This window comes from Sporomusa sp. 246TCP1 (assembly GCF_057319775.1).
Genome location: NZ_CM170492.1, coordinates 727175 through 751704 on the forward strand (window position 1 = coordinate 727175; position 24530 = coordinate 751704).

The 24530-nt window shown below is 43.0% G+C and carries 20 protein-coding genes; all 20 read left to right on the forward strand.

What is annotated here, in order from left to right; translation table 11 throughout:
* Nucleotides 1–24: 24 nt before the first annotated feature.
* Entirely contained in the window at nt 25–1485 is a 1461-nt protein-coding gene (locus tag AC1ECB_RS03480; protein WP_485667478.1) for a menaquinone biosynthesis decarboxylase, read from the forward strand.
* Entirely contained in the window at nt 1478–2335 is an 858-nt protein-coding gene (locus tag AC1ECB_RS03485; RefSeq protein ID WP_485667479.1) for a UbiA-like polyprenyltransferase, read from the forward strand. The genes AC1ECB_RS03480 and AC1ECB_RS03485 overlap by 8 nt, the downstream gene beginning before the upstream one ends.
* Nucleotides 2336–2594: 259 nt before the next feature.
* Complete coding sequence (locus AC1ECB_RS03490; RefSeq protein WP_485667480.1) at nt 2595–3227, forward strand: cyclodeaminase/cyclohydrolase family protein; 633 nt, start codon at nt 2595–2597, stop codon at nt 3225–3227.
* A 12-nt stretch (nt 3228–3239) separates the two neighbouring features.
* Nucleotides 3240–4103: a bifunctional 5,10-methylenetetrahydrofolate dehydrogenase/5,10-methenyltetrahydrofolate cyclohydrolase gene (locus AC1ECB_RS03495; protein WP_485667481.1), complete on the forward strand. Its 864-nt coding sequence runs from the start codon at nt 3240–3242 to the stop codon at nt 4101–4103.
* 66 nt (nt 4104–4169) lie between these two features.
* A complete protein-coding gene (locus tag AC1ECB_RS03500) occupies nt 4170–4817 on the forward strand; it encodes a DUF3786 domain-containing protein (protein ID WP_485667482.1) in 648 nt (215 codons plus the stop codon).
* Between the two features lie 94 nt (nt 4818–4911).
* A complete protein-coding gene (locus tag AC1ECB_RS03505) occupies nt 4912–5700 on the forward strand; it encodes an ATP-binding protein (protein WP_485667483.1) in 789 nt (262 codons plus the stop codon).
* A gap of 30 nt (nt 5701–5730) precedes the next feature.
* The gene (locus tag AC1ECB_RS03510) at nt 5731–7491 is read left to right on the forward strand and encodes a formate--tetrahydrofolate ligase (RefSeq protein ID WP_485667484.1); all 1761 of its coding nucleotides are present in this window, start codon (nt 5731–5733) and stop codon (nt 7489–7491) included.
* A gap of 202 nt (nt 7492–7693) precedes the next feature.
* Nucleotides 7694–9631 carry an anaerobic carbon-monoxide dehydrogenase catalytic subunit gene (gene cooS, locus AC1ECB_RS03515; protein WP_485667485.1) on the forward strand — a complete coding sequence of 646 codons (1938 nt, stop codon included), beginning with the start codon at nt 7694–7696 and terminating at the stop codon, nt 9629–9631.
* Nucleotides 9632–9708: 77 nt separating this feature from the next.
* Nucleotides 9709–11835: an acetyl-CoA decarbonylase/synthase complex subunit alpha/beta gene (gene acsB / locus AC1ECB_RS03520; protein WP_485667486.1), complete on the forward strand. Its 2127-nt coding sequence runs from the start codon at nt 9709–9711 to the stop codon at nt 11833–11835.
* 122 nt (nt 11836–11957) lie between these two features.
* The gene (gene acsC, locus AC1ECB_RS03525) at nt 11958–13301 is read left to right on the forward strand and encodes an acetyl-CoA decarbonylase/synthase complex subunit gamma (protein ID WP_485667487.1); all 1344 of its coding nucleotides are present in this window, start codon (nt 11958–11960) and stop codon (nt 13299–13301) included.
* Between the two features lie 72 nt (nt 13302–13373).
* The gene (locus AC1ECB_RS03530; RefSeq protein ID WP_485667488.1) at nt 13374–15344 is read left to right on the forward strand and encodes an ASKHA domain-containing protein; all 1971 of its coding nucleotides are present in this window, start codon (nt 13374–13376) and stop codon (nt 15342–15344) included.
* 46 nt (nt 15345–15390) lie between these two features.
* Nucleotides 15391–16146: an ATP-binding protein gene (locus AC1ECB_RS03535; RefSeq protein ID WP_485667489.1), complete on the forward strand. Its 756-nt coding sequence runs from the start codon at nt 15391–15393 to the stop codon at nt 16144–16146.
* Nucleotides 16147–16167: 21 nt separating this feature from the next.
* A complete protein-coding gene (gene cdhD, locus AC1ECB_RS03540; protein WP_485667490.1) occupies nt 16168–17136 on the forward strand; it encodes a CO dehydrogenase/acetyl-CoA synthase subunit delta in 969 nt (322 codons plus the stop codon).
* A gap of 83 nt (nt 17137–17219) precedes the next feature.
* Nucleotides 17220–18011: a methyltetrahydrofolate cobalamin methyltransferase gene (locus AC1ECB_RS03545; RefSeq protein WP_145098327.1), complete on the forward strand. Its 792-nt coding sequence runs from the start codon at nt 17220–17222 to the stop codon at nt 18009–18011.
* A 32-nt stretch (nt 18012–18043) separates the two neighbouring features.
* Nucleotides 18044–18637, forward strand: coding sequence for a 4Fe-4S dicluster domain-containing protein (locus AC1ECB_RS03550; protein ID WP_485667491.1), 594 nt, complete (start codon nt 18044–18046; stop codon nt 18635–18637).
* Nucleotides 18634–19497, forward strand: a complete 864-nt coding sequence (locus tag AC1ECB_RS03555; RefSeq protein WP_021167184.1) for a CoB--CoM heterodisulfide reductase iron-sulfur subunit B family protein — start codon at nt 18634–18636, stop codon at nt 19495–19497. Before AC1ECB_RS03550 ends, AC1ECB_RS03555 begins: the two co-directional genes overlap by 4 nt.
* Before the next feature lie 121 nt (nt 19498–19618).
* Complete coding sequence (locus AC1ECB_RS03560; RefSeq protein ID WP_485667492.1) at nt 19619–22447, forward strand: FAD-dependent oxidoreductase; 2829 nt, start codon at nt 19619–19621, stop codon at nt 22445–22447.
* A gap of 2 nt (nt 22448–22449) precedes the next feature.
* On the forward strand, nt 22450–22857 hold the full coding sequence (locus AC1ECB_RS03565; protein WP_145098336.1) for a hydrogenase iron-sulfur subunit: 408 nt from the start codon (nt 22450–22452) through the stop codon (nt 22855–22857).
* 21 nt (nt 22858–22878) lie between these two features.
* Nucleotides 22879–23556, forward strand: coding sequence for a methylenetetrahydrofolate reductase C-terminal domain-containing protein (locus AC1ECB_RS03570; RefSeq protein ID WP_485667493.1), 678 nt, complete (start codon nt 22879–22881; stop codon nt 23554–23556).
* Complete coding sequence (locus AC1ECB_RS03575; RefSeq protein WP_485667494.1) at nt 23553–24506, forward strand: methylenetetrahydrofolate reductase; 954 nt, start codon at nt 23553–23555, stop codon at nt 24504–24506. The genes AC1ECB_RS03570 and AC1ECB_RS03575 overlap by 4 nt, the downstream gene beginning before the upstream one ends.
* The last annotated feature ends 24 nt before the right edge of the window (nt 24507–24530 follow it).

A 24530-nucleotide genomic window follows, 5' to 3' on the forward strand; every position in this document is an offset into this window, starting at 1 on the left:
TGCTCTGCTGAAAGGAGTATTGTTTTGGCCTATAATGATCTGCGGGAGTTTATTACCGCACTCGAGTCGCGGGGCTGGCTTAAGCGGATTACGCAACCGGTTAGCTGTGAACTTGAGATTACTGAAATTACTGACCGGGTCTCCAAAATGCAAGGAGATAAGAATGTTGCTTTAATGTTTGAAAATGTTACCGGGTATGATATGCCTGTGCTTATGAATGCTTTCGGCAGCATGGAACGTATGGCGTTAGTGTTTGGGGTGGAGAAAATTGACGATATTGCCCAAGAAATACGGCAAATTTTGAAATTGCCATATATTTCACTGCAGAATAAACTTGATTTGGTTAAGATTATTCCAACGGCCAAACGGGCAATTAATTTCCCCAAGTATGTAAAAAATGCTCCATGCAAAGAGGTTATCATTAAAGATAAGCCATCGCTTGACAAATTTCCTATTCTGAAGTGCTGGCCGGGAGATGCCGGGCGCTTTATTACTCTGCCATTGGTATTTACAAAGAATCCCCTTACTGGCAAACGCAATGTAGGCATGTATCGGCTACAGATATTTGATCAGCAGACAACAGGTATGCATTGGCATATTCATAAAAATGGCGCTGAAAATTTCCGGGCACACAGAGAATTAGGCAAAGATAAAATTGAAGTAGCTGTTGCCATTGGTGGCGACCCTGCGATAACTTATGCAGCTACGGCACCATTGCCGCGTGATATTGATGAGATGGTGTTTGCTGGCTTTTTGCGTAAAAAGGCGGTAGAGATGGTCAAATGTGAAACTGTTGATGTTGAGGTACCGGCAGGTTCGGAGATCATACTTGAAGGCTATGTAAATATGGATGAGCTTAGGATAGAAGGGCCATTTGGTGATCATACCGGTTACTATTCACTGGCAGATAACTATCCGGTTTTTCATATAACCTGTATAACTCACCGTAAAAATCCGATTTACCCGGCAACTATTGTCGGTAAACCTCCAATGGAAGATTGTTTCTTAGCCAAAGCCACTGAGCGCATCTTTTTGCCACTATTACAATCTCAATTACCGGAAATTATTGACATTAATTTGCCGTTGGAAGGTGTTTTTCATAATTGCGCTGTTGTTGCGATAAAAAAAAGCTATCCGCAGCAGGCTAAAAAGGTAATGCATGCCATCTGGGGTATGGGACAAATGATGTTTACCAAAATGATTATCGTTGTTGACGATCATGTTAACGTGCAAGATATGAATGAAGTTTGGTGGCGAGTATTTAATAACATTGATGCCAAACGGGATATTGTCATGGTAGACGGGCCGCTGGATGTTCTTGATCATTCATCGCCAATGCCCAACTGGGGGACAAAAGTGGGTATTGATGCGACCAAAACCTGGCCGCAGGAAGGCCAAACCCGTGAGTGGCCTGATGAAATAGTCATGTCCGCAGATATAAAAAAAATGGTTGATGCCAAGTGGGCGGAACTGGGCCTTGAATAAGTTGAAAGCCCATCTTGATAATATTGCTTTGTCCCATTCAATTTTTGCCCTGCCATTTGCTTATATGGGGGCTTTCTTGGCTGCCGGTTCTGTGCCAAGCAGACATGACCTTATCTGGATTACCGTAGCTATGATCGGGGCTCGCAGTGCAGCGCTGGCACTTAATAATTTTATTGATCTAAAGTACGATAAACTACATCCACGCTTTACCAAAAGACCTATGGTTGAAGGTACTGTTAAACCGTGGGAAGCCATTATTCTTATTGTTTCCTGTTTGGTGTTGTTTTTAGTGGCGGCAGCCCAGTTGCAGCCGCTCTGCCTGACACTCTGGCCACTTGCTTTGATTCCCTTGGTTATATATCCTTATATGAAACGTTTCTCATGGACATGTCATTTGGTTTTGGGATTAGCTCTAGCAGCCGCGCCTGTTGGTGCATGGATAGGTGTTAAGGGAGACATATCGCTTGCCGTCTTGTTTTTAGGTTTGGCAGTAGGAGTATGGATTGCTGGCTTTGATGTTATTTATGGCTGTCAGGATGTAGCTTTTGATAAAGCAAATGGACTAAACTCCATGCCGGTGCGGTTTGGTGTCCAGGGAGCATTGCGGCTGTCAAAAATCATGCATAGTATTAGTATTGTTGGTTTTGTACTTGTGGGTGTGCTTTTGCAGTTGCATTTCACTTATTATTTCGGCGTAACACTGGCTGGAATTGTTCTTATATACCAGCATATCATTATTAGTGCCGGTGATTTAAGTAAAGTTACTCAACGGTATTTTATGCGCAATGGTCTGGTAGGAATCTTGCTATTCATATTTACAATAATTGCTTTACTGTATCGAAATCCATGATCTTTTACATTATTTTTTTGTGCCTTCTTTCCCAGTGCAAGAGGCACTTTTTTCGTACACTGCTCTTCTTCGACAAAAGCTGACAATAATATTTTTTTTGAATAATGAAAAACTAGCAGGAATTTCAGAATATAAAGCGAATTTTTCCAAATAGAATGTATGTGAAATAACAAACTAATTTTATCAGCAGCAGTAAACGCAGCATTATAGTGGTTATAGGCGTAGTTAAATTCAAGACGAAACGGGAGGATTCAAAAGTATGAGTATGCTTGATAAGTCTTGCTCCGAATTTCTGGAAGTATTGGCCTCTAAAGCTCCAGTGCCAGGTGGCGGTGGTGCGGCAGCCCTTGGTGGTGCCATTGGGATGGCTCTTTCCAACATGGTTGGTAATCTAACTGTGGGTAAAAAGAAATATGCCGAAGTAGAAGGGGAAGTTAAAGAGTTAATTATCAAAGGTGAACAGTTAATTGCGGAGTTAAAAAACTTGGTGGATGAGGATGCTGCAGTTTTTGAACCTCTATCTAAAGCATATGGCTTACCTAAAGACACTCCGGAGCAGATTGCTTATAAAGAACAAGTTATGGAAAAATGCTCCAAAGATGCCTGTGAAGGACCTATGAAGATTATGCGTACCTGTTATGCGGGCATAAAAATTCACGAACGTATGGGACAGATAGGAACTAATCTGGCAATTTCTGATGTGGGCTGCGGAGTTGTATTTCTGAAATCAGCGCTTATTAGCGGAATGTTAAATGTGGTAATCAACTTAAATACGATAAAAGACCAAGAATATGTTAGTAAAAACCGGGCAGAAATGGAACAATTGTTAGCTGATGGCTCGAAGATTGCTGATGCTACCTTAGCACTTGTTCTTGGTAAAATAAAGAAATAGGAGGATTGGATAATGGCCGAAAGATTAGCCGGTAAAGCAGTTGCTGATGCTATGAAAGCAGAACTCTCCCAAAAGGTGACTGCCATTAAAGCCAGGGGAATTACCCCTAAACTAGGAATTATCCGGGTCGGTGCCCGTCCTGATGATCTTTTTTATGAAGGCGGCGCCAAGAAAACCTGTGAATCTATTGGAATGGCTTACCAAGTTTTCGAGTATCCAGCCGATATAGAGCAGGCTGCTTTTGAACAGGCTGTAATTAGTGTTGGGGCAAACAAGGAAATTAATGGTATTTTGATGTTTGCACCTTTGCCCAAACAACTGGATGAAAAGAAAATTCGCAATCTCATTCCTGTCGAAAAAGATGTGGACTGCATGACTATCGGCAGTGCTGCTAAAGTTTACACAGATGATCCTACAGGCTTCCCGCCTTGTACGCCGACTGCCTGCATGGATATTCTCAAATTTTATAATATTCCATTAAAGGGCAAGAAGGCTGTAGTATTAGGCCGCTCACAAGTAGTTGGCAAACCTGTTGCTATGTTACTTTTAAGGGAGCATGCTACAGTAACCATTTGTCATTCCCGGACAGATAATCTGCCGGCTGTTTGCGCTGATGCTGACGTTCTTATTGCTGCCGTAGGCCGGGCAAAAATGGTTAAAGCTAACTTTGTTAAGCCAGGTCAAGTAATTATTGACGTAGGTATTAACGAAGATCCGGATAATCCTGGAAAATACTGCGGCGATGTTGATTATGCAGAAGTTGAACCAATTGTCGCTAAAATTACCCCGGTTCCGGGCGGAGTTGGATCTGTCACCACAGTTGTACTTTGTAAACAGACTATTCAGGCTTGTGAGATGCAAAACGGTTTGGTATAAAATATGGCTTACCTGAGTATTCGAGTATCTGTAATTCTTGTTTTAGCGCACTAGGAGGCACATCTAATGGAAACTGATACTATTATCCCACAGCGTTTGCAGAATGGGTATAAGTTGGCATATGAAAAAGCTTGTGCTGAATTGGCTGCCAGAAACCCGGCGGAAATGGCCGCGAACAGTGGAGCTGTTTTTGATGAGATTAAAGGTCTATTTACGCTTAACTATATAAATGATGGTTACACTATCAGCTATCCGGCAGGTGAGGTAAAGTTTGCTGATCGTCAGGAAGAAGTTCCTATACCAGCAAAAATTGTATTGTTGCATTATTTGCTTACAGCAAAAGGACAGCCTTTAGCCGGACAATGGATATCCTTCAAAGAGATACCGGGTGGCATGATTTATCTACAGCCATTTAATGGTCGGGTTCTTGGCGGTTTTAAAGCTTTCTTTGGAAAAAATGCAAGTCTTTTAATCAGAGCAGGCGAAAAAATTGGTGGTCATACCGCTACATTTGGTAATGCGGCTATTACATTGGATATTCTGCCTCGGGTTCCAGTGACTTACGTCATTTGGGAGGGAGATGAAGAGTTTCCTGCTAATGCTACAGCATTATTTGACGCCACAGCCCAGTATTACCTGCCTACTGAAGATTTGGTAGTCGCAGCAGCAGCTGGTGCCAGCTTGCTAAATAAAACATCCCGAACGCTGAGTTAGTTGAGATTATACGTCTAACAATTTGACAGACAATTACATATATAATATACAATACTTAATTTTCAGAAAAAAGTCTATTTAAGGAGGTGAGGACTTGAAAATCGCAGTCTCCGGCAAAGGCGGCGTCGGTAAAACGTCTGTCTCTGCCAGTTTGGCTAAATTATTTGCCCGTGAAGGCCGTCGTGTATACGCGGTAGATGCTGACCCGGACGCAAGTTTAGGACTAGCCTTGGGAATTTCAGATGATATCTTGGCTAAAGTAATTCCTTTAATTGAAATGGAAGATGTGATTAAGGCAAAGAGTGCCGGTGGTGGCTTACTTTATAGTCTTAATCCGGATGTTGACGACATATTAGACGAGTATTCCATTAGCGTGGGTAACATCCGATTCCTAAGAATGGGTGCCATTAAACCAGGCGGTTCAGCATGCTATTGTCGTGAAAATGCTTTTTTGTTTTCAGTGGTTGATTCCTTAATCCTTGACAAAGATGATGTAGTCATCCTTGATATGGGGGCAGGTATTGAGCATCTAACTCGTGGCACGTCTAAGGGTATGGATCTTATGATTGTGGTTACTGAAGCAAGCAAGACCAGCGTTCAGACAGCACGGGTAGTAATGCAGTTAGCTAATGATTTAGGAATTGAAGTAACAAAAGTAATTGCCAATAAAATACATTCATCAAAAGAAGAAGCATTTATCCAAGCTCAGTTTACTGCGGAAGAACTGTTAGGCGTCATTCGTTTTGATGATGAACTGCTGGATGTTGCTCTCGGAAACGAGGAAGACATACTTACCGGAGCCTTCAAAGCGAGCATGGAAGAAATTTATCGGCGTGTTATTCATTTTAGCGGCGAAAAGACAAGCAATAATGCAAAGTCTTGACGCTAAATAAAAAAAGGGGGATTTAGATTTATGGCATGGGATCCTACAGTATTGAAAGATTGGCAAATAGCTGAAGCAGCAGAGGGTAATATCCCTTCTACCGAGAAGTATCAGGAAATGATGGGTCTGCAAAAAGATGAAATCATTCCTTACGGAAAAACTCCGAAAGTTGACTTCTTAAAGGTAATTGACCGCCTAAAGAATAAACCTGATGGAAAATATATTGAGGTAACAGCCATTACTCCTACCCCGCTTGGTGAAGGTAAATCAACGACTTCAATTGGTATTATGGAAGGTCTTGGGAAACGCGGCATGAATGTTGGTGGTGCATTACGGCAGCCTTCCGGTGGCCCGACCATGAACGTTAAAGGTACTGCTGCCGGCGGCGGCAACGCTTTACTTATTCCAATGACTGAGTTCTCCCTAGGGTTAACTGGTGATATCAATGATATTATGAATGCCCATAACCTGGGTATGGTTGCATTAAATGCCAGAATGCAGCATGAAGCAAATTACACTGATGCTGAATTGGCTAAAAGAGGTCTGAAAAGACTTGACATTGATCCGAAAAATATTGAAATGGGCTGGATCATTGACTTTGCCGCTCAAGGTCTTCGTAATATTATTATGGGTCTTGGCGGTAAAAAAGATGGTTTCATGATGCATTCCAAGTTCGGTATTGCTGTTGGTTCTGAGCTAATGGCTATCTTGGCTGTAGCTAAAGATTTGGCCGATATGCGGGAACGTTTCAAACATATTGTAGTTGGTTACAATAAACAAGGTAACCCGGTTACCACCGGTGATCTTGAAGTTGACGGTGCTATGACTGCTTGGATGCGTAATACCATCAATCCGACACTCTGTGCTACTGTTGAAGGTCAACCTTGCTTTGTCCATGCTGGTCCGTTTGCTAATATTGCTATTGGTCAATCATCGATTATTGCCGACCGTATTGGTTTGAAATGCTTTGATTACCATGTTACTGAGTCTGGCTTTGCTGCAGATATCGGCTTTGAAAAATTCTGGAACGTTAAATGCCGCCTGAGTGGACTAACTCCGAACGTTTCTATTTTGGTAGCAACTGTTCGCGCCCTCAAAATGCATGGTGGTGGACCTACCGTTATCCCAGGTCGTCCGTTGCCTGATGAGTATACTAAAGAAAACCTTGGTCTGCTTGAAAAAGGTTGCGAAAACATGGTACATTTGATCAACATGATCAAAAAATCTGGCATCAAACCAGTTGTTTGCATCAATGCATTCTACACTGATACTCCTGCTGAACATGCTTTGGTTAAGAGAATTGCCGAACAGGCCGGCGCTCGCGCTGCTGTTTCTCAGCATTGGATGAGCGGTGGCGATGGTGCTCTTGATTTGGCCGACGCAGTTATTGATGCTTGTAAAGAAAAAGTTGATTTCAAATTCCTGTATCCGCTGGAAATGCCATTACGTCAGCGTGTTGAGAAGATTGCCAAAGAAGTATATGGCGCTGATGGTGTTGATTGGGCTCCTCTTGCTCAGGAAAAAGCTGAGAGATTTGAGTCTGATCCTAAGTATGCCGACTTCTGCACCATGATGGTTAAGAGTCACCTGTCCTTGTCGCATGAACCTACCTGGAAAGGTGTACCAAAAGGCTGGAGATTGCCGATCCGTGACATCCTTGTTTATGGCGGCGCCAAATTCCTCTGCCCGATGGCTGGTGCAATCAGCTTGATGCCAGGAACTAGCTCTGATCCTGCTTATCGTCGCATTGATGTTGACGTTAAAACCGGGAAAGTTAGTGGCTTGTTCTAATCCAATATAAACCAAACAAAAAAATCTGATTACTGTGTAAAATTTTTTTAAAGCTTGCAGGTATTCGTCCACCTAAGGGCGAATACCTGTATATAGAGTTTGTGAAAAAATCCTCAAAATATCACATGCTCTGGTAGCTAAGCTCCTGGTAAGTGGACCTAAGTGAAAAACATCTATGATGAACATAGGGAGGAAAAGAAGAATGTCCGAATACAACACAATCGATGTGGCAGCAACCCAAATGCTCGGCAAAGCCAAAGAAATTGGCTTTTTATCAACATTTGACCGTGCCAAAGCACAAGAGCCTCGCTGTACCTTCGGCAATACTGGTATTTGTTGCCGGATTTGTTTGGCAGGTCCTTGTCGTATACTGCCTAAGAAACCTGGTGGCAACAAAGGTATCTGTGGTGCGCGTGATTACACTATTGTAGCCCGTAATACGGTGCGTTATATTGCCGGCGGTGCTGCTGCTCACTCTGACCATGGCCGCGAAATTGCGGAAACTTTTATGCATGTCGCTGAAGGCAAAGTAAAAGATTATAAGATCACTGATACTAATAAACTTATGCAGGTAGCCAAAAATATTGGTGTTGAAACCGAAGGCCGGGAAGTACTGGCAATTGCTAAAGATATTGGCAAACTTGCATTACAAGAATTTGCTGAGGTAGATGAAACCAAGGAGCTTACTTGGATTGCCAAGTACTCGAATGATACCAGAAATCAAAAGTTCCGGGATACTACGATTATGCCTGCTGGTATCAATCTTAGCTTGGCCAAATTATTGCATCAAACTCATATTGGTGTGGATGCTGACCCAGTTAATATTATTTTTGGCGGACTCAAGGCTGCACTTAGTGACGTAGCCGGTGAACATCTTGCTACCGATCTATCAGATATTCTGTTTGGGACTGGGGTTCCTGTTGTTACGGAAGCCAATCTAGGTGCTATTAAAGCCGATAAAGTAAATATTGCTCTTCATGGTCATAACCCACTCTTAAGTCAAATTGTTGTTAATGCGGCTAAGGAGATGCAGGAAGAAGCAAAAGCTGCCGGCGCTAAAGGTATTAACTTGGTTGGTATTTGCTGTACTGGTAACGAAGTGCTTATGCGTGAAGGTGTTCCTATCGCCACTAACTATGCTACCCAAGAATTAGCTATTATGACAGGCGCTTTAGATGCCATGGTTGTTGATGTTCAATGCATTATGCCAAGTATTCGTTCAGCAGCAGAGTGCTATCATACCAAGATTGTTACTACCATGCCAATTATGAAGATTCCTGGTTCTTATCATGTGGCATTTGATGAGACTCATGCTATGGATAGTGCCAAAGAGATCATTCGTCTGGCAATTGACTCTTATAAAACCCGTGATGCAGCAAAAGTTTGCATTCCTGATATTAGAAATAAGGTTGTAGCAGGTTTCAGTTTTGAGGCAATGCTTAATATCTTCAAAAAAATTAACCCTGATAGACCAATGCAAGTTGTAATTGACGCAATTCAAGCTGGCGAAATTAAGGGTGTTGCTGCTCTTATTGGTTGTAATAACCTTAAAGGCACTCATGACTTCAATCATACTACCATGGCGCAAGAACTGGCCCAAAATGATGTATTATTGCTTGCTACTGGTTGTTCTGCTCAAGCCCATGCTTTAGCTGGTATGATGAATGGCGAAGCTGTACAAAAATATGCCGGTGAAGGACTGAAAAAATTCTATGCTCGTTTAAACGCAGCAGCAGATTTAACTGAAGAATTGCCGTTGATGTTCCACATGGGTTCTTGTGTTGACAACAGTCGTATCCAGGATTTCGCTACTGCTATGGCTAATGAAATGGGCGTGGATAATGCGGATATCCCTTATGTTGTCAGTGCTCCGGAAGCTATGTCTGAAAAGGCTGTTGCTATCGGTTCCTGGAACGTTGCTTATGGTAACCCAACCCATGTTGGCGTAATTGCGCCGACTGTCGGCAGCCAACTTGTTAATGATGTTGTTACCAAAATTGCGGAAGATGTATTTGGCGGTTATTTCTTCTGGGAACCAGATGCGCATAAAGCTTCTGCCAGAATTGTCGATATTCTGGACGAACGTAACTGGAAGAATGCTATGCGTAAAAAAGCCCGTGATGCACGAGAAGCTAACTAATTAACGTTTTGGACGAGGTTATTAGCTATTATATAGATAATGAGAATTTGACTCTATGAAGGAGGACGAAAAATAATATGTCTATGGAGCTTTTTAAAGGCGCCTATGAAGGTGCTGTCACAGCTACCAGCTATGCAGAAATTCTTCTGACAAAAGCTATTAAGGTGCACGGTGCTGATTGCCCGGTTAAATATCCTGATACTGCCTACCGACTGCCTGTAATCACTGCTCTAAGCGGTGAAGAAGTAAATACCATTGGTGATCTTGCACCAATTCTTAATAGAATTCGTACTTCCAATATCAGGGAAGAACTGACTTTGGAAAATGCTAAACTCAATGGTGAAGCAACTCTTTATGCGGCAGAAATTATTGAAGCTTTGCGCTATATTAATGGCGCAAAACCGGATGTATATCCGTATTGCGGCTTCGTTACTGACCCTGTTCTTCGTAAATTTGGCGTACCTTTGGTTGACCAGACAATTCCTGGTGTTGCCGTTATTGTTGGTAAAGGTAAAGACAGCAAATCCACTGCCAAACTGGTAAAAGAACTTCAGTCCAAAGGCATTATGATTTTCTTGGTTAATGAAGTAATTGAGCAATGTATTGAAGAAAACGTTAAAATCGGTTCTGAATTCATTACCTTCCCAGTCGGTAACTTTACCCAGGTTATCCATGCTGTTAACTTCGCTTTCCGGGCTGGTCTCGCTTTCGGTGGTATTCCTGCCGGTCAGCGTGAACGGGCTATAGAATATCAATTGAAACGCGTTTTTGCATTTGTCATTCAGCTTGGACCTAATGATGTTGTTAAAACTGCTGCTGAATTTGGTGCCATGTTCATGGGCTTCCCGACAGTTACCGATCAGCCGGTAGCCGAAGAAATTCCTGAGTGGTATCAATCTGAGCCTGATTATGAAAAAATCGGCAAACTGGGTCTTGAGATCCGCGGTGTAAAAATTAAGATTGTTGATATCCCTGTACCTATTACCATTGGACCTGCATTCGAAGGCGAAACCATCCGTAAGAAAGATGCTTGGGTTGAGTTCGGTGGCGGTCGCTCCACCAGCTTTGAGCTTGTTCGGATGGTTGGTGTTGATGAAGTTGAAGATGGTAAAATTGAAGTTATCGGACCAGAAATTGACGAGATGCCGGAAGGCAGTGTCTTCCCACTTGGCTTTATGATTGACATCTATGGCCGTAAAATGCAGGAAGACTTTGAAGGCGTGCTCGAACGTCGTATCCACTACAACCTGAACTATGGTGAAGGCTTGTGGCATGTAGCCCAACGTAATATGATGTGGGTGCGTATTGGTAAGAATGCCCATGCCGCCGGTTTCAAAATCAGAGATTTTGGAGAAATCCTGATTGCCAAATTTAAATCCGATTTCCCTGCGATCATTGACCGCGTACAAGTTACCATTATTACCGATAAAGATGTTATTGAAGATAAAATCAAGATTGCTATTGAAAAATACGCTACCCGTGATGCCCGACTCAAAGATCTTACTGATGATGTTGAGACATATTATTCATGCCTGCTTTGTCAGTCCTTTGCACCAAACCATGTGTGCGTAGTATCGCCAGAACGCTTAGGTTTATGCGGCGCTGTTAGCTGGCTTGACGCAAAAGCTTCTAACGAAATCAATCCTCTTGGCCCAAATCAGCCGATTGAAAAAGGGGAATGTCTTGATCCTGTTAAAGGTCAGTGGAAAAACCTGAATGACTTCATTTATGCTAATTCCCATAACACGGTCGAAGCCGTAAACTTCTATACTCTTATGGAATACCCGATGACTTCTTGTGGTTGCTTTGAAGCCATTATGGCGATTTTGCCGATGTGTAATGGTGTCATGATTACAACTCGTGAACATGGTGGCGATACTCCTTGCGGCATGACCTTCTCCGCTTTGGCTGGTACTTGCGGTGGCGGTATGCAGACTCCAGGTTTTATGGGTCTTGGTCGCCGGTACATTACCAGTAAAAAGTTTATCAAAGCAGACGGCGGCCTTGCACGTCTTGTCTGGATGCCGAAAGAACTCAAAGAATTTTTAGGTCAAGACCTTATTGATTGTGCAGTAGCTGATGGTCTGGGTGCAGATTTCGTGGATAAGATTGCTGACGAAACTGTTGGCACTACTGAGGATGAAATCCTGCCATTCCTGGAAGAAAAACAACATCCGGCTCTTACATTAGATCCAATGATGTAATAAGTCCCACGTATTTATTTAAGGCAGAATTCGGAACACATTATGATAAAAATAATAATGATCAGATGTGTTCCGATTCTCATATTTATTTTAAGTTCTTATATTCGAAAGGAGAAGAGAAAATGGCATTAACCGGTTTGGATATTTTCAAACAACTGCCCAAAACAAACTGTAAAGACTGTGGTTCACCTACTTGCTTAGCTTTTGCAATGGCAATGGCTAATGGTAAAGCATCCCTTGATATGTGCCCGCATGCAACTGAGGCCGCTAAAGAAACATTAGGTGCTGCTACTGCACCACCAGTAAAAACTGTAAAGGTCGGCGTTGGTGAGCAAGAAGTAGTTTTGGGTGACGAAACCGTCCTCTTCCGTCATGATAAAACTTTTTATCATCCTACTGCTTTAGCAATTCAGATTTCCGACAAATTATCCGGTGCTGAGCTGGATGCCAAAATTGAAAAAGTTAACGCTTTGGTAATGGATCGTGTTGGACAAAGAATAGCTGTTGATATGATTGCTATTACTAATTGCTCCGGCGATGCTGCTACCTTTAAGGCTGCTGTTGAAGCTGTAGCTGCTAAAGCTAACTTTGCGTTATTATTGGTTGCTGATGTAGCTGGTCTTGAAGCTGCTGTTCCTGCAGTAGCTGCTAAGAAGCCTCTTATTCATGCTGCTACTGCTGAAAACTGGGAGAAGGTTGTAGCTCTTGCTAAAGCTAATAATTGCCCGGTAGTAGTAAAAGGCAATGGTCTTGATGATGTTGCTGCTTTAGTAGAAAAAGTAGCTAAAGAATATAAAGAAATTGTCATTGATTTTGGCAATACTGCACCGGCTAAAACTCTTGGTGATATGGTTAATGCTCGTCGTTTGGCTATCAAAAAGAAATTCCGTCCATTTGGCTATCCGATGCTTGCCTGCGCTTTAGCTGCTGATCCAAAAGAAGAAGTGGTAGAAGCAGTCACTTATGTTGCTAAATATGCTAGCATCGTATGCCTAAAAGCTGACGAAAAACACCATTTACTGCCTTTAATGGCATGGCGCATGAACATCTACACTGATCCACAAAAGCCAATGGCTGTTGAAGCTAAAGTTTATGAAATCGGTGAAGTTGGTCCTGATTGCCCTGTATATGTCTGCACTAACTTTGCTCTTACCTACTTCGCTGTTGAAGGTGAAGTTGTCGGCAGTAAAATCCCCGGCTACATTGTGGCTGTTGATACTGATGGTGCTTCTGTTCTTACAGCTTGGGCTGCAGGTAAATTCGTTGCTGAGCCTATTTATGAGACTATTAAAGCATGTGGCATTATGGATAAAGTTAATCATAATAACATCGTTATCCCAGGATATGTTGCCATTATCACCGGCAAACTCAAAGAAATATCTGGGTTGGACGTAATTGTTGGACCACAAGAAGCTGTTGGTATTCCTGCTTTTGCCAAGGCTCGTTACCCCCAACTCATGAAATAATAACTATTTACAACCTTGCTGTCTGAAATGAGAAAACAGTCTTGGGCAACTAGTCAGGAGGGTAAATTACGGATGAAAAACAGGTTGGTAACATTTCTTCCCGCAGGCGTACAAGTAGAAGTAGAGCCAGGTACGGATCTCCTTACTGCCGCAGGTAAAGCTAATATCGAGATAAAAGCCCCTTGTGGTGGTGATGGTACATGTGGCAAATGTGCGGTTCGAATTAAGAGTGGTAATGTTAAAGCCAGAAGAGATAGTCATTTAGCAACAAGAATTGCTGAGAAAGGATTTAATCTAGCGTGTCAGACTTTAGTCCAAGATGAGGATCTAGTGGTAGAAATACCTAATACCTCGTCCATGAGCAAGCATCAGGTGCTAGGTGAAAATGCTTCAGTAGGCGCTGGTGTTTCAGATGCCTTAAGTAATTATTTGTTGCATGTATGGCAGCTTAAAGAATTACTTCTGGAAAAGCAAGAAAGCCCGCTTAATGGTTATCCGCTTAATCCGCTTTGCCGACGTGTCCGGCTAACTCTGCCTGTAGCTAACCTGCAGGATAACCGTGATGACCTAAACCGCCTGACAATGGCTCTTAAGAAAGAAATTAACTGTAAGGACATTCATGTTCCACTTTCGATTATTCAGAAGTTGGGAGAAATCCTCAGGGTTGATCAGTTTAAAGTGACTGTACTGTTATCTGAGGTCGGTGGTAAGGTGGAAATAATTGCTGTTGAGCCAGGTCATGGCCATCAGCCATTATATGGTATCGCTGTCGATATTGGCACTACTACTGTAGTAGCCTACCTCCTTGATCTCGAAAAAGGTAGAGTTATTGATACGGCAGGAACTCATAACCGCCAGGCACGCTTTGGCGATGATGTCATTAGCCGTATTGTGTATGCTGTCGAGGAACCTGATGGACTTAATACAGTTCATCAAAGTATCATCGGCACCATAAACACACTCATTATGGACTTGTTAGTGAAACAAAGACATATCAGAGAAACTGATATTCGCGTTATGATGACAGCTGGCAACACGACCATGGCGCACTTGTTCCTGGGGATTAATCCCAAGTTCATTCGCCTGGAACCGTATATTCCGACAGCCAACTTCTATCCGGTTGTAAAGGCTCAGGAATTAGGGCTTAAAGTTAACCCTGACGCTTTAGTATTTAGCTATGCGTCAGTAGCCAGTTATGTCGGCGGTGATATCGTTTCCGGTACGTTGTTTACAGGCATGGGCAATGAGGATGCACCAATATCACTTCTGATTGATATTGGTACAAATGGTGAAATGGTATTAGGAGCCGGTGATTGGCTGGTAACTTGTTCCTGTTCGGCTGGCCCGGCATTTGAAGGGTCAGGGATACTGTTTGGTATGAGGGCTATGCATGGCGCTATTGAACGGATGCAAATAGATCCTCAAACCTATGAAGTAGCTTATACCACAATTAACAATGGTAAGGCAATTGGCATCTGCGGTTCAGGTCTTATCGACTGCTTGGCAAAGCTGAGAAGTACTGGTGTCATTGACCGTGCAGGCAAGTTTCAAACCAGCCTGCCTACGGAACGGATGCGTATTGGAGAGACAGGACCTGAGTTTGTGCTTGTGTGGCGCGAAGATACTGATATTAACCGTGATATCGTTATCTGTGAAGCCGATGTCAAGAATCTGCTTAGAGCTAAAGGGGCGGTATTTGCCGGAATTCGTACACTCTTAAATGTGGTCGGTTTTGAGCTTGAAAGTATTGAAAACATTTATGTAGCCGGCGGATTTGGCAACTATCTCAACATTCCTGATGCTATCGCTATTGGACTATTGCCTGATATACCTGTTGAAAAATATAAATATGTCGGTAATACCTCGGCTAAAGGTGCCTGTATGGCGCTTTTATCCCAAGAGGCGTGGCAGGAAGCTAACAATCTGGCAGGTAAAATGACATACATTGAATTGTCGGTTGGAAATTTGTTTATGGACGAATTTGTCTCATCCTTGTTTATCCCTCATACTGATTTAACTTTATTCCCTAATGTCAGTATTTAATTGATTTAAAACTGAAGTTCGGGCGTATTGAAAGGAGTTTCAAGACATGGCAAAACAAATTGCAGTGGCAGGCAAAGGCGGCACTGGTAAAACTACGTTTACTGCATTACTTATCCGATATCTGGTTAAAAACAATAAAGGCTCTATTCTGGCGGTTGATGCTGATGCGAATGCCAATTTGAATGAAGCACTGGGTATGGAAGTAGAGCAGACAATATCTGAGTTGTTAACCAGTACCAAAGATCCTAAGAATATTCCTGCCGGCATGACACAGGAAACATATATTGAATATAAACTCCAAGCCTCATTAGTTGAATCAGATTATGTTGATATGCTGGTGATGGGCGGTCCTGAAGGTCCTGGATGCTATTGTTTTCCCAACAACCTTCTAAAAGGTTATATGGATAAGCTTGGCAAAAATTATGGCTATGTACTCATGGATAATGAAGCCGGCATGGAGCATATTAGCCGCCGGGTAACTCAGGATATTGATTATATGTTTGTGGTCAGTGATGCTTCGGCCCGGAGTATTCGGTCTGCAGGCCGGGTGCGTCATCTTGTGGATACACTCAAATCAGATGTGAAAAACATTTATTTGATTGTCACTAAGACGCAAAATGACGAAGATCTTGCTACTTTGCAAGGAGAGATTGATAAAACCGGTCTTAAATTAATCGGTGTAATTCCTTATGATCCGCAAGTAGCTAAATTTGATTTATTAAGTCAGCCACTGTTTGATTTACCAGATAATTCGCTGGCTGTACAGGCGGTCAACGCCATTTGTAAAGAAGCACAAATCTAAATGTTTGGAAGGAGCGTAACTATGGCAACTAATATGTTGAAAGAAAGATATTCCGGTAAAATTAATACCGTTACCATTGGTGCAACCAAAGAACAGGGTGGCACTCGTACTAGCACTGTAACCGTTGGTGGCGATTCCACTATGCCATTCCTCCATTTTGAAGGTGAAATGCCTTTAAAGCCAGTTGTGGCAATGGAGATTCAGGATATTAATCCTGAATGGCATCCTGTATTAAATGAAGTGTATGCCGATGTTATTAATGATCCGGTTGCTTGGGCAAAAAAATGCGTAGAATTCGGCGCTGATTTGATTTATATTAAACTTGCCGGTGCTCATCCTGACAGTGGCAATAAAAGCCCTGAAGAATGCGCTAAAGTAGTTAAAGATGTACTGGCAGCTGTTGGTGTACCTGTTATTGTTGTTGGTTGCGGCGAGGAAGAAAAAGACAACGCTGTTTTGCCAGTTGTTGCAGAAGCTGCTACAGGTGAAAATCTGTTAATTGGCTTGGCTAAGCAAGACAACTACAAGTCCGTTACTGCTGCTGCTATGGTTCACAAGCACAAAGTACTGGCTCAAAGCCCACTTGACATCAACATTTGTAAACAGCTTAACATTCTTATTTCAGAACTAGGTTTCGGTCCGGAAAATGTAATTATTGACCCTTCAACTGCAGCTCTTGGTTATGGTATTGAATATACCTACTCCATCCTTGAACGTGGCCGTCTGGGCGCTCTTCAAGGCGATAAAATGCTGTCCCAGCCTGTAATTTGCCAAGTTGGCTATGAAGCATGGCGTGCTAAAGAAGCTAATGCTTCTGAAGAAGATTTCCCTAACTGGGGTAACCAGGCAGAACGTGCTATCTTGTGGGAAGCAATGACTGCAGCTGGTCTATTACAAGGCGGTGCGCATATAATGGTACTGCGGCATCCAGAAGCTGTTCGTCTCTTCAAAGCTAATGCTGAGGCGTTAATGGTAAAACCTGAAATTTAATCAATATCTTTTTATTAGGATTCCAGTAAAGTATCTTAAATTAAAAGTTCCCAAAAAAAATAATATTATCGAGGAGGATTACAATGATTATCATTGGCGAAAGAATTAATGGTATGTTCAAAGATATCGGTTTAGCTATCCGGGAGCATGACCCAAAACCTCTACAAGAATGGGCTGTTAAACAAAAAGAAGGCGGCGCTAGCTATCTTGACGTAAACACTGGACCTAACTCCGAAGATCAAACTATCGATCTTCCTTGGATGATTAATGTTGTAAAAGAAGTTAGTGATCTGCCGTTGGCTATTGATACCACCAACTATGACGCTATGGAAGCTGCACTTATAGCTTATGGTAAACCCGGTGCATTAATTAATTCCATTGGCTGCGAGCAAGAAAAAATTGATCGCGTTTTCCCAATGGCTGCTAAATATCAAGCCGATGTTGTATGCCTGTGCATTAATAAAGTCGGTATTCCTAAGAGTGCTGAAGATCGTGTTGCTATGGCCATGGAGTTTGTTGCTAATGCTGAAGCATATGGTTTGCAACCGGATAATCTGTTTATTGACCCGATTATTTTGCCAGTTAACGTGGCTCAGGAACATGGCGTTGAAGCTTTAGAAACTATTCGCCAAATTAAAATGATTTCTAATCCTCCTCCGAAAACTACTGTTGGTCTTTCCAACATTTCACAAAAAAGTCCGTTTCGTCCGCTTATTAACCGCACCTTTGCTGTAATGGCTATGACTGCTGGTTTAGATTCAGCTATTTGCGATGCTAATGACGAAGCTTTAGTTGATGCTATTGCTACTGCACGTTTAATTCTTAATCAAGATATTTACTGCGACTCCTATGCTAAGGTGTTCAGACAGCGGTAATATCGCTGGGTTTACGCCAGGAAAGGAGGTCAATGATGTCAACAGTGAACCAACCTACTAAAGGGAAAGCTTCTTTCTGTCAGGAAATTGAAGAAAAATCGCATCAACCAATTAGTTCATGCTATCATTGCATGAAATGTGCTGGTGGCTGCCCAATAAACTTTGCTATGGATCATAACAATTACGAGATATTGCGGATGATTCAGCTGGGAGAAAAGGATAAAGTCTATAAATCCAATACTCCCTGGCTTTGCGTTGGTTGCAAAACTTGCGCTGTAAGGTGTCCGAACGGTATTGACACTTCTAAAGTTATGGAAGCCATTAAAATGGAAACCATTGCTGAAGATAAAATTCCGGCCAGTCATTACAACATCAAATTATTCTACGAATTGTTTCTTGATTCCATGAAAGGGTTTCCAATAATCGGCGGCGAAGGCCGGGGTTATGAACTTGGCCTCATGGGACTGTACAAATTCTGCACTGGGGACTTTTTTGCGGACATGGATCTCGGCAAGGAAATGACAAAACGTGGCAAGATGCCATTTTTGCCTCATAATGCCCTTAAGCGGCGGAAGGGTGAAATCAAGAAAATATTCCAGAGAGCAAAGGAGAAAAAAGCGCCATGAAATTAGGCTATTATCCGGGATGTTCACTTCATTCGACTGCGGCAGAATATAATATGGCCACTGAGGCTGTATTTGATGCCTTAGATATTGAATTAGCTGAACTTCCAGAATGGAATTGCTGTGGAGCTTCCGCAGGTCACTCCACGGATCATTTTCTCGCGCTTGCTTTGCCGCTCAGAAACCTTGTCATCGCTGAAGTCGAACAGCAAAAGGAATTAGTTTTGCCTTGTGCTGCTTGCTATAACCTTGTGAAGGCTGCTGACCATTATGTGCGTGAAGGTACTCCGGAAGCTAAAGATGCTAACGAAGAACTGAAAAACATAATGGGATCGTCCTATAATGGTACAGTCCATGTTACACATCCGCTGGAAGTTATCATGAGGAAAGAGATTGTCGGTAAAGTTAAGCCTCAGGTTAAGAACCCACTCAAGGGTCTCAAAGTTGTTCCTTATTATGGTTGTCTGCTTACAAGGCCTACTTATGTAGCCTTTGACGATGTTGAGCAACCGCAAGCTATGGATCAACTAATGAATTTAGTTGGTGCCGACGTGAAGCGGTGGTCATATAAAACGGACTGCTGCGGTGGTAGTTTGACGGTGCCACGTACAGATGTCGTTTATGAGATAACTAAAAATTTGGTAACAGCGGCGCAACGAGCAGGAGCCGATGCAATTGTAACTGCGTGCCCTTTATGCCAGATGACTTTGGAAACCCGGCAGAAAGAAATTCAAAATCCAATACCCATATTTTTCTTCACCGAATTGTTAGGGATTAGTTTTGGACATCCTCAAGCAAAAAAATGGATGAAGAAACATATTACTGATCCCATACCGCTCTTGACATCATTGCACCTGTTGTAACCACGTTAGGGAAACCGGCAGAACTATTATTATATTGATAGCTATGTCCGGTTTCTCTATGGTTATATCAGCTAGGTGATGATGGCAAAATAGGATATTTTAGCGAAAGGCAGTGAGAGCCATGCAAAAGGATGTGCTCGTTATTGGCGGTGGCATTGCCGGTCTGCAGGCGGCTCTGGAATTAGCTGGGGCAGGATACCCTGTTCATTTGGTAACAGATGAAGTAAATCTTGGCGGGAAATTAGTTGATTCTTCAGAAAGCAAGCAGTCTGCTTGCGTATGGGGCGATCAGGTAAATATTTCTGCTTTGTATTTAGGTGGCAATCTTCATGCATCCAGTACGGTGTTGGGTTCACTTATTACCCGCGCCGCTAATAATCCACTTGTGCATATCTATACCAGTGCTAAGCTGGTCGAATTACAAGGGGATGTAGGTCACTTCCAGGCTACCATCAGCGATACCAAAGCCGGCAAGCTTACCCAAAAACTTGTCGTCGGAGCGGTTATTCTGGCAGCCGGTTTCAGCATGTATGACGTTTCCCAAAAAGGCGAATTAGGATACGGGTACTATAAAAATGTTGTTACCAGCCTAGAGTTTGAACATCTCTTATCCGAAAGCCGCTATCGCTCAGATTGTATCAGACGCCCGTCAGACGGAAAATGTGCGGAAAAAATTGCTTTTATACAGTGTGTAGGTTCCCGGGATGTAGTATCCAAAGGTGAATACTGTTCAGCTATTTGCTGTATGTTTACTGCTAAAGAAGCCATACTGGCCAAAGAATTTGCTCCCAAAACTGACGTTACCGTCTATTATCTTGACTTAAGAGCATGCGGCAAAAACTTTGATACCTTTTTATCGCGCGCGCAGGAGTTAGGGACTAAATATATACGTACTATGATTTCTGAAGTAAAAGAAGACCCGGTAACAGAAAGATTATCAATTAACTATGCTGCGGCTAGTAAACCGGTTAAGGAAGAATTTGATTTGGTTGTGTTGGCTGCAGGTATTCGTCCATCTGCCCGTTTAAAAGAAACTGCTGGAATATTGCAAATACCATTGAATGAGTTCGGTTTTGTTCAGGCAGATCCGCTTGATCCAGTGGTAACTAAGAAACCAGGTATTTTTTCGGTTGGTGGCAGCCAAGGGCCGCTTGATGTTCCTGAAACCATGGCATTGGCAAGTGCAGCAGCTGCGGCTACAACCAAAGCTCTTGGAAAAGGGGAAGCGCGACCAACTCGCAAACCAGTACCGGAGCGTGATATCAGTAAGGAACCTGTACGGGTTGGTGTATTCCTCTGTAAAGGCGGTTTAGCCGCCATGGGTGCTGATGTTAATGCGGTGATTGCTGCTGCTAAAAAACAGGCAGATGTAACTGTGGTGGAATGTGAGCAAGCAGTATGTCAGCCTGAGGCGATAGCCAAAATGCAAAAACTGATTGCTACACAAGGACTGAATCGTATTGTTGTTGCACCTTGTGTATTAAAGCATAACTTAAGCCTGTTCCAAGAAACTATACAAGCTGCCGGTTTAAACCGAATGCTTGTAGAAATGGCTGCTGTGCCCGTAAAAGTTTGGGAAGGAAAAACAGATAAGGCTACCAGTGCTGCTATGCAGGTTACTACCCGTGCAGTGAGTGATGTCAAAACATATAAGCCACTTAAATGGCATGCTGAGCCTGTAGTATCTCGTGCACTTGTCGTTGGCGGCGGTGTTTCAGGTATGGCTGCTGCGCTGGCATTAGCTGACCGCGGCTTTGGTTGTACTATTGTTGAAAAAACATCTGAGCTTGGTGGATATGTTCGTGATCTTACTGGTTGTTTAGAGACCAAAGAGCTCAAGCAGACCATTGATAAAATGGAAAATCAAGTTCGGAAAAATAACAAGATCGAGGTTCTAATCAATTCAGAGGTTGTTGAGTTTAGTGGTCGCCAAGGTCACTTCATTACAACAGTTGCGACCGGAAAAACAACTAAAAAAGTAGAGCATGGAATAGTTATTCTGGCTACTGGTACTACCTCCTATGTTCCTTCTGAATATTTATATGGTCAGGATCAGCGTGTGATTACCGGTGTTGAGGCTATGCATCGCTTGGCAGACGGGCGTATACCGGCTAAAGGGGAAGCTACTTACGTCTTTGTACAATGTGTTGGCTCCCGTAATGAGGAGCATAAATACTGTAGCCGTACTTGTTGCGGGGAAACGGTATTTGCGGCGACTAAAATTAAAGAGCAAAATCCTGAAGCTAAAGTGTATGTTTTGTCACGCGATATTCGTACACCAGGCTACCTTGAATTGAAATACCGCGAAGCACGTAAAGCGGGTGTAGTGTTTATTCACTATGAAGAAACTAATAAGCCGGTATTAGTAAAAGATAGTGCTGGTAATCTCGCGATGCAAATAAATGATCCGCAGTCTGGTCTGGAGCTAAACCTAAAGCCTGACCAAGTGATTTTGGCTGTTGCTCAAACGGCAACTCCGGAAGCAGCTCAGATTGCCGATCTCTTTAAAATCCAGGTAAATGACGATGGTTTCCTTTCAGAAACTCACTCTAATTTTGGCTCAATTGCTTTCCCCGGTGGCGGCATCTTTATTACTGGTGCGGCTCATGGTCCAAAATCAGTTGTCGAATGTTTGACTCAGGCCAAAGGGGTAGCTGGACGTGCTGCTCGTATCTTAGCTCAACCTGCGTTAATGATGGGCGGTATGGTAGCTGAAGTAGATTGGGAAAAATGCGCAGCTTGCTTAACCTGTGTGCGGACATGTCCTTATACAATTCCGCAAATTACGCGTGAGAAAAAAGAAATGGGCGCTGCCTACATTTCTCCTGCCGATTGCCGCGGCTGTGGCATGTGTGCATCAGAATGCCCGAATAAGGCTATTTTCGTACATCATTATCAAGATGATGAGGTACTGGCCCGGGTTAAGACCGCGTTGACGGAGGTGGGTTAACTATGAGTGATGTTAAAGTAGTAGGATTTGTTTGTCGTATGTGCGCACTAATTAGCTCTGACCTTGGCCCACCAGCTGATGTTAGCATTACCATCGAGACCGTCGAGTTACCCTGTGCTGGTAAAGTTGACGGCAGACTGCTGTTAGAGGCGTTTGAAAAAGGCGCTGACGCTGTATTTGTCGCTGGCTGTCCTGAGCATGAGTGCATGAACGTGAAAGGCAGTTCCCGTGCCCGGAAACGTTTGGAGCACATCAAAGAAATTTTGGATCAAGTGGGAGTTGGCGGAGAACGCCTAGTTATGTATAATGTATCTGGAACTCATGGTCCACGTTTCGCCCAGATCGCCCGGGATATGGCCGGACTGCTTGAAAAGTTAGGTCCGAGTCCGCTTAAGGCCCGGAAGGCCTAGAAAGGAGACGAGTCAAGCGATATGATAGTTGCAGAAATCAAGCCAATTGAAGAAATTGCTGATTCCATAAAAGCCATAAAAGGCGCAAAAAAAGTACTGGTTGCCGGTTGTGGCGGCTGTGTTACTGTATGTCTGTCCGGTGGACAGAAAGAAACTGATATTATGGCCAGTGCTCTTCGAATGAAGATGGAAGTTGACGGGCATCCTGTGAAAATTGAAACAGCTACCTATGAGCGTCAATGTGATCCTGAATATGTGGTCAGGTTTAAAGAGCATCTCAAGGATGTAGATGTTGTTGTGTCTATGGCCTGCGGCGTTGGCGTGCAGTTCATGGCGGAAACCTATCCTGACATCATCTTTGTTCCTGGTCAAAATACTAAATTTGCGGGTGCTACTGTTGAACACGGTATTTGGGAAGAACGCTGTATGCTTTGTGGCGAGTGTGTGCTTGCCAAAACAGGTGGTGTATGTCCTATAATCCGATGTTCTAAGAGTCTCTTAAACGGCCCTTGCGGTGGTTCACAGAATGGGGTATGTGAAGTAAGCAAAGATACTCCTTGTGCATGGCAGCTTATCTATGACCGCCTAAAAGGCCAAGGACGTCTGGACATGATGACAGAAGTATTACCGGCTAAAGACTGGTCAAAAAACAGAGACGGCGGTCCTCGCAAAATTGTGAGGGAGGATGTGCGGTTATGAGCGAAGTAGCAATTGATAAACAAGCTGTTTTGAAAACAGACAGTAAATTGGAAAAACTGTACTCTCTGGGGCATTTTGTGGTGACAGGCGAACTTGGACCACCGCAACATTCTGATGGTCATGAATTAGAGCATCATGCCGTTGAACTTAAAGATATTGTTGATGGCTTTAACCTCACAGACAACCAAACGGCTATTGTACGGTTATCCAGTATTGCGGCAGGTGTTCATGTTTTGAAGGGCGGCGGAGTACCGATTATTCAGATGACTTGCCGGGATCGTAATCGCATTGCAATGCAAAGCGATTTACTTGGTGCCTATAGCTTAGGAATTCGTGATGTTTTGTGTCTAAGCGGTGACCATCAATCGTTTGGTAACCACCCGACCTGTAAGAATGTATATGATGTTGACTCTGTGCAATTAATTGCCATGGTTAAAAAAATGCGTGACGAGAAAAAACTCCTGTCTGATGCTGCTATTAAGACCAATGAACCACGGTTTTTTATCGGTGCCGTAGAAAATCCGTTTGGTGATCCGTTTGAATTCCGGGCCATTCGTCTTGAAAAGAAAGTAAACGCAGGCGCTGACTTTATTCAAACGCAGGCAATATTTGATGTTGAAAAATTTGCCCGTTTCATGGAAATGGTAGTAGCCCGTGGTATTCATGAAAGAACGAAGATTACTGCTGGTATTTTGCCTGTACGTTCGGTAAAAGCGTTGCAGTACATGAAGAAAGACGTTGCTGGGATGGAAATCCCCGACAGCTTGATTGAGCGCATGAAGAAAGCAGAGGACCCGAAAAAAGAGGGTATCCAGGTTTCGATTGAATTGTGCAACCAACTCAAGAAAATTCCAGGAGTAGCTGGTATTCACATCATGCCTGTTGGTTGGGAAGCAGCCTTACCGGACATTGTTAAGGGGGCTGGATTCTTACCAAGGCCAAAAGTATAAAGTTAGGGAATGTTACTTTGTAGT